Origin of the sequence: Blautia sp. An81 (assembly GCF_002161285.1) — a bacterium.
Lineage (GTDB): Bacteria > Bacillota > Clostridia > Lachnospirales > Lachnospiraceae > Blautia > Blautia ornithocaccae.
The window spans coordinates 1-11,460 of sequence record NZ_NFHH01000049.1 but is presented as its reverse complement, the minus strand read 5'-3'; the positions used below and the strand labels follow the sequence as shown (position 1 = coordinate 11,460).

6 protein-coding genes and 2 pseudogenes are annotated in these 11,460 nt (G+C 40.5%); all 8 read right to left on the bottom strand.

Annotated features, from left to right (window positions below; translation table 11 throughout):
- Window positions 1–194: hypothetical protein (locus tag B5G33_RS20455; protein WP_204247446.1), on the bottom strand; the 194-nt coding region annotated here is incomplete at its 3' end.
- 115 nt (window positions 195–309) lie between these two features.
- Window positions 310–513: a transposon-transfer assisting family protein gene (locus B5G33_RS20450; protein ID WP_055171222.1), complete on the bottom strand. Its 204-nt coding sequence runs from the start codon at window positions 511–513 to the stop codon at window positions 310–312.
- Window positions 514–517: 4 nt separating this feature from the next.
- Entirely contained in the window at window positions 518–1,636 is a 1,119-nt protein-coding gene (locus B5G33_RS20445; protein ID WP_242974797.1) for a DUF4316 domain-containing protein, read from the bottom strand.
- 62 nt (window positions 1,637–1,698) lie between these two features.
- Window positions 1,699–5,394: a YodL domain-containing protein gene (locus tag B5G33_RS22170; RefSeq protein WP_242974796.1), complete on the bottom strand. Its 3,696-nt coding sequence runs from the start codon at window positions 5,392–5,394 to the stop codon at window positions 1,699–1,701.
- Window positions 5,395–5,818: 424 nt separating this feature from the next.
- On the bottom strand, window positions 5,819–6,661 hold the full coding sequence (locus tag B5G33_RS20435) for a nucleotide-binding protein (protein WP_087418934.1): 843 nt from the start codon (window positions 6,659–6,661) through the stop codon (window positions 5,819–5,821).
- Window positions 6,662–6,671: 10 nt separating this feature from the next.
- Window positions 6,672–9,113: a sacsin N-terminal ATP-binding-like domain-containing protein gene (locus tag B5G33_RS20430; protein WP_087418933.1), complete on the bottom strand. Its 2,442-nt coding sequence runs from the start codon at window positions 9,111–9,113 to the stop codon at window positions 6,672–6,674.
- Between the two features lie 235 nt (window positions 9,114–9,348).
- A pseudogene (locus B5G33_RS20425) lies at window positions 9,349–10,536 on the bottom strand (helicase); the annotation flags it as partial.
- Window positions 10,485–11,347: pseudogene (locus tag B5G33_RS20420) on the bottom strand (DUF4368 domain-containing protein); the annotation flags it as partial. The pseudogenes B5G33_RS20420 and B5G33_RS20425, both read right to left, overlap by 52 nt.
- Window positions 11,348–11,460 lie beyond the last annotated feature (113 nt).

Genomic DNA, 11,460 nt, shown 5'->3' with positions numbered 1-11,460 from the left:
GGATTTGGTCTTTTGCTACTGCCATAAATAAACTCCTTTTCGATAAGAATTGTCATATCTGTAATTCTTACCAAAAAGGAGCCATTTTTTACCAAAGCCACAAAGTTTTTTACACTACCGTTACGTTTATTGTCTATGTATGTCAAGGCTGCAAATACAACCAGTAAAAGTGTAAGCACTTCTAAAGTATTCATACCGACCTCCTTTCTGTTTCCAGAAAGGACAACCGCAAGACTATCCCTACTGCTCTAATCTGACTGAAAAACATTATAACATGTGGAGTCGAATTTTGCTAGTACCGACTCACATTCATTCTGCCGCTTCCAAAGAAATTTCTGCAAATTCCTCATCGGTCATGTTCTGGAGCTTACCTAACACCTGCTCTCCAAGCTCCTCCATGTCGCTGTCCTTTATGTGCGGCATTACCTGTCTGATCTGCCCAATCATATCCGTCCTGTCCTGTGTCTCAAACACACACATGAAATTGATTTCTTCTACTGTGAATTTACTCATCTTCTTACATCTCCCTCTGTGATTTTTTCTCGGTTTCCTTTTCCGGTAAAGTACGTTCCGCCTTATCCCTCTGCTCTATGACTGCCTTTTTCTCTGCCAACTTCTCCTTTATGGAAATTCTGCCTTTGGTCTGCTCCTTTTCCTTTTTCTCGGCTCCGTTGTTTAAGACATTATCAATCATGTTGTAATTCTGTTCTTCAAGCTCCTCCACCTTTGCAAGCGGCTTGTATTCTGCCAGCTTGTCAAGCAGCTCCTTTGCCCTTCTCGCAGTCTGAACCGCTTCGCTGTCATCAATCTCCACACCCTGTCCGAAAATGTCCGTAATGCCCTCTCTGACACCTTCAGAAATGACCGCATTGAGAAAGTCATTCAGATACCCGGTATTTCCGTTTCTGATGTCCTCAGTGATGTTGGCAACCTGTGCTTCCCTGTCCTCAACCGTATCCTGATACTGATAGGTATCATAATCATAGGAAAACTGGTCTATCTCCGAAGCAAGGATAGCCGCCTGCCACTTCTCCAGTGAACCACGCACCTCAATGTCCGGTAACTTGTCAAGCAGCTCCGCTATGACCTCGATTGCTTTCGGATCGTCTGTTATATCCGGTACATAATCCAAGACCTCCAGATCAATGACCTTGCCGGAGAGAATATCCATTTCCACGTCCTCATAACGCTCGGTTCCCTCGGTATGTATGTTGATGCCGATGCTCGGAATCCCATTCATGCGCTCCGGCGGTATGCTTTTCCACACAGCGATTGCTTCCTCCACGCTTGCGATATTCTCATGGAACTCTCCCAGACTATGAAATTCACCGCACTCTGCAACCGTTAAGGTAACAATTTTCTCCGGTATGGCTTCCACAGCAGGCGCTTTCTGCATTGCCTGTTTCTCTGCAAGATAGCTCTCCACTCCGGGAAGATAGGTTGCAAGTGTTCCGGTCTTGCCCTCTGTGATAGGATTGATGTCAACCTTTATGCCGCCAATCATTAGACCGTCCTCGTTAAAGGCATTGAACAGATCATCTTCGTGCTCCCTGCCCTTATACTCCACAACCACATCCAGATCGGAGCCTGCTTTCTCCAGACCTCTGCATCTGCTTCCGGACACCACCACATCCACAAGCTCAACATCTATCTCATACTCGTCAATCTTGGATTGCAGATATGCCCATACAGTCTGCTCTATATCGTCCTGTGTCTGTCCGTCGATTCCGTTAAATAATTCCTCTGTCTTTGCTTGAAATCAGCAACAACACTGTCTGCTTCCGGTGCTTCTGCCCGTATACGCTCATTTAACTGCTCACGCTCTACCGCTTCTGTTTTCTCCATAAGCTCATCATAATCCACCGGAATACGCTTATCCTGTTCTGACAATCCAAAGTCCTCCAGCACGTCCTTTAACGCCGCATAAATGGAAATATCAGGATTATCATACACACCACCGTCAATCAGCTTGTAATCCGCATCAAAAACGGAATAATCATATCCCTCCGTACAGGTCTGTATACTGACAAATTTATCTTTTATGGAAAATGCCATCTGCTCCAGTTCTTTTACCTCAAAATACGGATTGTCCCACTCCATAATCGGTACATTTTCCTCAATATGCTTCTGGTTTGCAGTAGGCATTAACTTCTCCATCTTGCCCTGTTCGTAGAGCGTATCGAACCGGCTCATATAAAGTGAAATATCATCAAGACCGCCCTGTTTCAACTGATGTTCAAAACGCCGCTTCACAAAGTCTTTCACTTCCTCCGGTGTCATATCCCGGTGTACTCTTACCTTGTCGATGCCGATGCTGTCACTCAATGTCTGCAAATCGTCCATGAAGTGCTTACTCTCCTTTGCTTCGCTGCTGTGGGTAAAATCGAGGGACAGGACATTTTCGTTATTCCTTACATGGATTACATCAAACTCAATGCCATGCACACTGACACCAAAGGTTGTCCTTGCCTTGTCATCACTGTACTGTGCATTCTTGCCACGATAAGCCTGAAATGCTTCCATTGCTTCAGAAATGCTGTCAAAACGCTCCAGCTTGCTCCTTTCCGGACTATTCTCTGCCCATGTGCTTAAATCGGCAATGACATAGTAGGATACCTTGTCATTTTCAATGTCCATGTGCTTCTGAAGCTGTCTTGCTTCCATGATGCGCTCAAGCTGTGCCCTTCCGTTTACCATATAGGAACCGATGTTATTTTCCTTGTTGAAAGGCATATTCGCCATTTCCCGCTCTGCTTCATATAAAGCAGCCGCAGCTTCCTCATAGGTATCGTAATGCACTCCTGCAGGTGTGATGTCCTTGATCTGGTTTTGCAAATGCAAAAGCCTGAAATCCCCGTCTGCATACGGATCGTCAATGGCAAAGTAATTCTGTTCAAAGTCAAGCGTACTGACCTCACGCCATTCGTTGTAATTGACGAGGAACTCTTCATTTTCCCTGTCCGATTCATCGTTTGCGTGTTCCTGTGCTATCTCCGAAAGGATCTCCGTTGTTTCATCAATAACCGAAGCCTGCTCTTTTGTATGCTCCGCCATAAGCTCCCTTGTAAATTCCGGCACTTCCCTGTAACCAAAGGAATCCACATAATGGCTTGTGTTCTCTCCGTTCTGATGAAGCACCACCACATCACTGACGGAAAGGGAATGTCCCCGGAAGTCTGTGGGGCGATCTATATTAAAGCGGGGGTAAATTTCTTCAAGGCTTGTGCCTTCCTCTAACGGTGCGGTATAAAGCAGATCATAATTCTTCCTTGTGACCGCAATGCCCTTGCTTTCAAGATAGTCCATTCCCATAAATTGAATGTCCCTTGCTTCCTCTGTATCTTTGAGCTGATAAATGCCAAATCTGTCCTCACTGCCAAACAAAAGCTGTGCTTCCCTGTTGGCAGGGCTTTCCTCTAACTCCTGTTTCATACTCTGGTGTTCCAGATAGGCACTCCAATCGTCCTTTTCCACGCCGAAAATGCCCTTATGCTCCTTTAATTCTTCCAAATCCTCAATGAGCGTTTCGGAACCGTCCTCATGGAGCTGATACACAGCCACATCTTCCCCGAAAAGCTCCGTTGCCTTATCCTTTGTCAAAGGCAGCATTTCATTCCAGGAATAACCATACTCATGCATCTCGGAAAGACCTATCATACCATCCGGAAGTGCATCAATCTCCGCCTGTGCATCTATGACCGTAAGTGCTTCATTTACAGGCTGATTTTCTATCATATATGCAAGTTTCTCCGCCAATTCTCTTGTCTTTTCCATGTCGTCGAGTTTGTAATTGTAATTCACAATCAGATTTCTCTCATCATCCGTAAAGACCGTTGCCCCATGCTCCATGCGGTTGATAAGGTTCTCTGCCTGCTGTATGGCAGGCAATTCCGTTGATGCACTCACGCCTGTATCTGCATCGTATGCAAAATCAAAAAACTGCGGTGCGTGTTCATTTAGTCCGGCACTGGAACTAATCAAAGTCATTTCTGCCCCATGTTCTTTCAGATACGCATTATAATCTCCGTCCCACTCATTCTCGTTAAGCAGAGCCATATCATAAAGCAGCTTTTTAACTTCATCCCGGGACATATTTGTGATTTTGGAAATCTCCCATTCACTTCCCATCGAACCGGAGAATTTTACCACTACATCTCCGGCGGCAACAGACTCCATTGCTCTATCATAGATTTCCTTTCGTTCTTTCATATCCACAAGCTCCTCTGTGTCGGTATTGTAACGGACATCAAGGTGGTATTCTCCAAATTCTTTTGTATCTTCATTGGCAATCTCGGTAGTCCATGCCCCTTTGCTCTCCAGATATGCTTGAATACTCAGCTTATCGTCCTCACTCATGGCTGAAAGAACGTCCATAAGCTCCTGTCTGTCCATGCCCACAACACTCACAAGGCTGTATTGTGTCAGATCATCATTCTGTATCAGAAGAATACTCTCCTTATTCTGTTCCTGCTCCACTGCCCTGTTCTTCTGTAACTCTGCTAACCTGTCCTCAATGCCTGTGATCAGCTCCGAAGCGGTCTTTCGTATGGTATCAAGGGAAGATTTCAGTTCTTTCATATCCCGGTCACTGCTCCATCCGGCGATATACCCAAAGGAATAATCCGAGGTATCAATGCCGAAGTGCTGGCACACCGTATAGGCAACACTCTCCGCTTCCACTTCCTTCGTGTTGCGGTCTTTGTCTAAGACCTTATCTATATCCTGATTCCGTTCCCTGTCATGGAGCTTTGCGTGTGCCACCTCATGGATAGCGGTCTTTACGGTCTGGCTCTGGCTCATGCCCTCCTGTATGGAAATCCGGTGGTCTGTGGTGTGAAAATATCCCTTTGCTTCCCCTTCTATATCTTCATAGGTAATGGGAACCGGGGAAACCTCCGTAAGTGCCTGCATGAAGTCCTCATAGTCCTCCACGCTTCCCGAAAGCTCATTTACCCCTATATCCGGCAGCTCTTTTCCGTCCGTCTGTGACACATCAAAGACTGGAACCACACGAAAGGCGGGTATCTTAATCTCCACTTCCTCCGTAACGGGCATCCCGTTCTTGTCAAGCATAATCTCTCCCGTTACCGGATCAAGTTTCTCCTGTTCTTCCTTAATCTTGTATGGTGCCGGAGCAAGGATACGAATACCCTTTTCCCCTTTCTTAACGTGCCTGTCAAAATTCTTCTGCCAAGCTTTGAATCCGGCCACTAACGTAGCGTCAGGCTTTTGCATTGCAATCAACATGGTATTGTTAAAGCTGTAATTATGAAATTTAGACATGGTATTCAAATAAGTCTTATACTTCTCGCTTTCAAAAAGCTCCTTGATCCCCTGCTCCAGCTTCTCCGTTATTTCCTGCACTTTCTGTTTTTCTGTTTTAGCGTCTGCCATAGTATTTCCTCCATCTGCTTATTTTTTGCATGACAAAAGGCAGCCATTATTGACTGCCCATGCACAATTACGATATTCACTTATATCCTTATTATTACTGCCCTGATTCGTTTTGATTTCTGCAATGTACTCCTGTCTCCTTTCTGCACCTGTCGCTGTAAATTCGGGCATAAGAAAAGCACTCAAGATTTCTCAAGTGCTTTCATCCTACCCTCTGGTGCGCCTGTCTAATTCTATTTTCAAAACCTCTGACCGTAAGAATATATGACGGATGCCGCCTGTCATCTTCAATCTTGCTCCACAGATTACAGATAATGTGCATGGCGCTGCCGTATGCCTGATAATATGGCTCTTTACATATCTAAGTTAGTATTTGTTCTTTAGAAAATACCCATATATCTAATACTTTCGTATCAAAGAAAAATCAAATAATATTATTAAAATCAATTTGATATCCTGCCGCCTTCAATTCTTTTGCAATAGATAGTTTCCAAGCACCACTACTATCCATATTTTCATAAATAACTCCTGAAATATCATTAGGAGTTTCAATATCTCCTTTTACCAATGCACATACATTTTTACGTCCTATTTTCCCCATTAAAAATCCATGTTCAAAAACAACATTCTGGCGTGCTCGACTATTAAATTCCTTTTCGCCTTTTAACCTTCCCTCATCACAGGGAGTATATATTACAACTGCATAACCAACATTTGAATATTCTTCAATTTTTTCAATAATTGTGTGACTCCGACTCACTTGCTCATGTAAAATTATTGCTTCTAACCCCAATTTTTCTATAAATCTTGCCACTTCTTGTTTAGCCTCATTATCCCTACCATGAACAATAAATACTTTTGTATAATCCATCTCTTTTTTCTCCTCCACTTTAACAATTTCATTTTCGTGCATTTCATATTTATTTCCTTGTATCAATATCGTTTCTTTTGACTTATTTACTTTCATTACAAATATCGGGCGTTCATTTTGAATCTTTATCCAACCGTACTCATAATCTGGAACTACATCAAATAAATTGGGAATCTCTTGCATTATAGAATTAATTTTAAAATCTTGTGCAAGTCCAATTACCCTATTTGTACCTAATGTATATTGCACCCCAAACAGCAAATATCCTCCATTTGTATTTGCAAATGCCGCTGCTATAATCGCTATGTCCTTTGCTGATTCCATACTCGCAAATAATTTTGTTGGTTTATCCAATTTTCCTTCGATTAGTTCCTTTACTATTTCTTCATCGAGCATATTTTATCTCCTAATAAAATATTTTTTGTAGTGGAATAACTTTAACTCCTGTAATTTTTAGTAATTTCCCAAATGTAAGTTGTCTTGGATCATCTTGGTTATTGTCTACCCACAATTCATAATCTTCATAATCCATTGTATCTAGCTCTGATTGATAATATATGTATATCTTATCCCCATCACTTGGTCTAACAACAATTTTTATAGGTTTTCCATTTTTCCTAATTCCTGCCAGAATAGTTGTTGCTGTTTCCTGATATGAGCTACAATCATATTCCTGTGGGTATTGTCTCAAAAACTCCAACACATTTTTCTTTGCACGTTGAATTATTTTCTGAGCATATATAAAATTTTCAGGAGTAGGTTTCTTTTCATAATTAAAATATGTTTTTATATCCTCATTAGCAAATACTCGTTCAAATTCCTCCTCATTTATAATCCCCATACAAGCAAGACTACTTTCTGTAAGAACCTCAACAGAATTATCTCTTTCTATAATATTTCGAATCTCTTGAATTTCCGTTATTCCATTATCTTGCATTATTTTTGTAATTTCTTGAGATAATTGGATGTTCTTTATAATCTCAATATCATCATATAACTTATGCTTATGCTCATAAAGATCCGAAAATATTCGTTCTGCCTCCTGTTGATTATCACTAAACCATATGATAAGTTTTTTAAATACCTTCTTAGTATGCTCTGTTCTTACAGCACCCGGTTCATTTTCTTTCTGTAATAATTCATACACCTTAATTCTTATCTTGGAAGCAATATCCATATTTGTTAAGACTTCTTTATTTTTCTCATTGGGAACTACTATATGACAATCTCTTAAATTTGCACGAATATCTTCGCCTAAGTCAAGCAGTATATCCTTTAACTCATTCGAAATATTACCATCCTTTTTTAATTGAGCTTCAATACACAAATCACCATTTTGATTAGGTATCATCTTAATCCTTGCTAATTCATTTTGTAATGCTTCCTTCTTATTTAAAATTTCAAGCAAATAATTTATCCAACTAATGACATTAGTTTCTTTCTTAATCTTTTTACTTAGCTCATTAATTGTATTAAGAGAATTTATCATATTAAAAATTTTATTTAAATTTAATTTAAACTTCTCTTCTCTAACCACAGTTATCCATTTGAAATTTTCCTCTTTTGCTGGAAGTGTTTTCTTTATAAAATTGAAACATGAGCATAAATCCCATATATCCTCTTCTATTCTACGATCATTTTCAACCGGAAACAATATATTAACATTTCCATCCTGATCTTCTATCGCTTCCAATTTACCATCCATTGTTTTTACTATAGGAATTCTCCTATAAATCTTTTTTAAGACATTTAAAACATTATCTTGCAACCAATCATCTTCTGAACTTCCTATTTTACAAAGCAAATAAAGATTTTCATAATTTTCTAATGCAAGTTTCTTTAAAAATTCTTTATAAGCTGTTATGTAATCCATTAGCAATTCTTTATTCTTCCTACTTCCAAGCATTATACCGTCTCGTGGCTCAGTTATATCAAACATTTTACTATTTACTATTGTAGGCAAAGGAAATTTTTCAGTCCCTACTAACGGAAAATCACAAAAAATTTTAGGTATATTATCATTTAACTCCACTATACTATTGCAATTACGTGATTTTACTGTAATCCCAAGACATATCTCCTTATATCTATATGTCATCAGTGAATTCTCTTGCTCTTTAAGAGTATATTTTTGAAATAATTCATTATAATTAAAAATATTGCCTAATCTAAATGTGTTATTTGACTGTCCAATAATAGAAATACTTTTTATTTTAGGCACAAATGCCAAAACATATGGTGCACAATAAAACAATTCATTTATTCCTTGCTGAACTATATCAGCAACGCTTTCACCTATTTCATAAATAAAACTCGTTGAAAAATCATTCTCAAACTCATTCTCAACTGTATCAATTTTATTAATCTCATCTATTTTTCTCAACTGCTCTTTTATCAAATCTTGAACTTCGGCACGTGTTTTCCCTGATCTATCTAAAATAAAATCCAATTTTTTTATTCTGCCATCATAATCACAAATCAATCCAATTATTCTAATTTTTTCGCAAATTAAATGTGTAGTAATAAAGCCAGTCCCAAATTTTCCTGTTGCCTGCTCCTGTTCCATTTCCTTAAACGAAGTTTGTGTCACTAACGATAACAAATCTTTACAAGTAAATTTTTTCCCGTCATGCGAAAAAATTATCTGTTTTTGAAAGTAATCAATCTTTACATTAACTGAATCAATTGAAACATCCTTTGCATTCTGAAGTAATTCCCAAATCCATCTTCTAGAATATTTTCTTTTTTCACGTTCATCAAGATTTCTTAATATGCTAATTTTCTCCCATATTTTTGAAGCTGATTGTACAACTCCTAACTCACTAATATCTGCACTAAAATTATTCATAATTCACCGCCTTCATTGATGAAATTATACATAGTATTTATAATGCCATTACATCTCAATTTATTTTCAAATAGTTTTTATTTTGTCACTTTCTTTAACATAAATATTTTACTACAAATGGTTCCAAATATCATCCCTTATCTTCTAAGAATAAATTTATATTTTCTAAATCATATAATTTTATATAAAAAAATATCTTCCATAAGAGGCAGCCAATTTTGACTGCCTCCAATTTTTATAAACTTTCTTCTTTTCCTTTGCTCCTTGTAATTCCCTGTTTCTCCAGCATCTTCTGATCGGATATTTTCTGCTTCATCTCGGCAAGTTTCTCCTTGACGGATACCCGCCCTCTGGAACCGTCTGCTAACATCCGTTCCTTGTCATGCTCTGCGATTCGTTCCGACATCAGAAAACTTGCAACAGGCTTTAACGGTTCATCAGCCACCGCCTGTATATCTTCCGCCCTGTCCGGCTCACCCTCCTGTGCCTGTGCGCTCTGCTCTCCGTTTTCTTCCTCCGGCTCATCATCGCCCATATCCAACGCATTATCGCCCTTTTCGTCCATATTAAGAAGTGCATTTAACTCTGCAAGGCGCTCTAGCTTCTCCGCCAGTTCCAGCTCCTGTGCAAAGGGTTTCGTGACCTCCACCTTTGCGGTTTCAAGCTGATGCTCCACATTGGAAAGCTTCTGCTCCACATCTGCCATTTTTCCGGTCATTCCCTCTAACGCATTGGATAGTCTTTGCAGATTTCCAAGCGGATCGGCTCCGATTTCCACCTCATGGCTCAGACTTCCTTTTAAGCTGATTGTAAACTTGGAGAAGAATGAATCAAAGGACACGCTCATCTTAAAGCCCTGATATTCCCCGATTGTGACTGCCATGTTTGGCTGTTTTGCACTCCGGCACATATCAATCAACGCCGCACCCGCTTCCTTTTTGTCCGTATAGGTACGGTTTCCTATCTTCATGGAAAAAGCGTCCTTATCCACTGGCTTATGCGCCGCATAGGTCTGAATGTCCGTCCGATATCCCTCAAGCCTTTCTTTTAAGGCTGTGATCTGCATCGGGTAATGCTTTGCGATATTGTCCTCCAGACGGTAACGCTGGCTTGTGTGGTTCGCCTTTAAGAGCTTCAGCTTTGACACCTGTATGTCTAAGTCCATCTTCTCCTTGATGTAAGGGTTTCCGGTTGCAAGTGCCTTGACCTCTGCATAAGAAAGTGCCGCTTCGTCAATGTCCTCACAGGAACGTACCGGGGACTTGCTCGTCATGATCTGCCCAATAAATTTCTGCTTGTTCTCAATAAGCTGCCATGAATAGCTGTCGAAGGTGCCTTCCGTCACATACCGGAAAATCTTGACCTTATCATTCATATTGCCCTGTCGTAAAATACGACCTTCCTGCTGTTCAATGTCAGTCGGTCATTTTTTGCGGACAGTTCATACATGCTATCCTTTTCTGTTCTCTGCTCCTGCGTTTGCTCTCGTTTGATTTCTCCCTCCGTATCTTCTTGGCACAAGCAGGACAATACCTTGATGCACCAGAGCCCGGGACATATTCAACGCCGCACACCGTACAATTTTTAGCGGGCATTGCTGCCCACCGTTTTGTAGGTATGATATGTAATTCATCGACAAAGCCGATGAATTTATAGTAAATCTTGATTTCCTGCTTCACTGTTCCGTCTGCCATCTTCTCACGCTCCGAAACAAGTATCTTGTCTATGAGTGCGTTTATAACTGTTGCATCCAGTTCTTTTAAGCCTTGATAATTTCGGATAAGGGCGAGGAAGTCACGGATTCCCCGTGATTTCTCGTAGCTTTCATTAAGAGTTTCCGTCACCTCTTTCAGCCTTGCTTCAATTTCAAGCTGCTCTTTCTGGTATTTCCCCGACATCATCTCAAAATTCCGCTCGGTAATACGCTCCATGACCTTATCCTCGTAGAGAGAGGAAAACAGCCTGTCCAGTTCCGCAAGGCGTTTGTTCAGCTTCTTACGTTCTTTCTCTAATGCTTTCGCCCTGCTCTGGTCTGTTTCCGTGAGCCGCTTTTCTATGGCCCTGACCGCCTTTTCATCATTCACTGCCATATCCGCAAAACAGTTGATGTCGGCAAGAACGGCATTGAATAAATCCCTTGCTTCTATATTGTGGGCACTACACTCGCTTCTTCCGTTTCTTGCATAATTATTACATGAATACTGTACACAGTCGATAATCTCTGGGCGTTTCCTCCCTATATTGTCAAGTGATTTTCCTTTAAAATAAAGGTTTTTCAAGTTACTATCTCAGATGAATGAGCCATGGAGATGGGCATTTCTCTGTATCTGATACGAAAATAGCTGGT

Excerpts from the sequence above, each read along its gene's own strand:
- B5G33_RS20450 (WP_055171222.1), bottom strand. The coding sequence starts at position 513 with ATGAGTAAATTCACAGTAGAAGAAATCAATTTCATGTGTGTGTTTGAG.
- B5G33_RS22170 (WP_242974796.1), bottom strand. The coding sequence starts at position 5,394 with ATGGCAGACGCTAAAACAGAAAAACAGAAAGTGCAGGAAATAACGGAG.
- B5G33_RS20435 (WP_087418934.1), bottom strand. The coding sequence starts at position 6,661 with ATGCTCGATGAAGAAATAGTAAAGGAACTAATCGAAGGAAAATTGGAT.
- B5G33_RS20430 (WP_087418933.1), bottom strand. The coding sequence starts at position 9,113 with ATGAATAATTTTAGTGCAGATATTAGTGAGTTAGGAGTTGTACAATCA.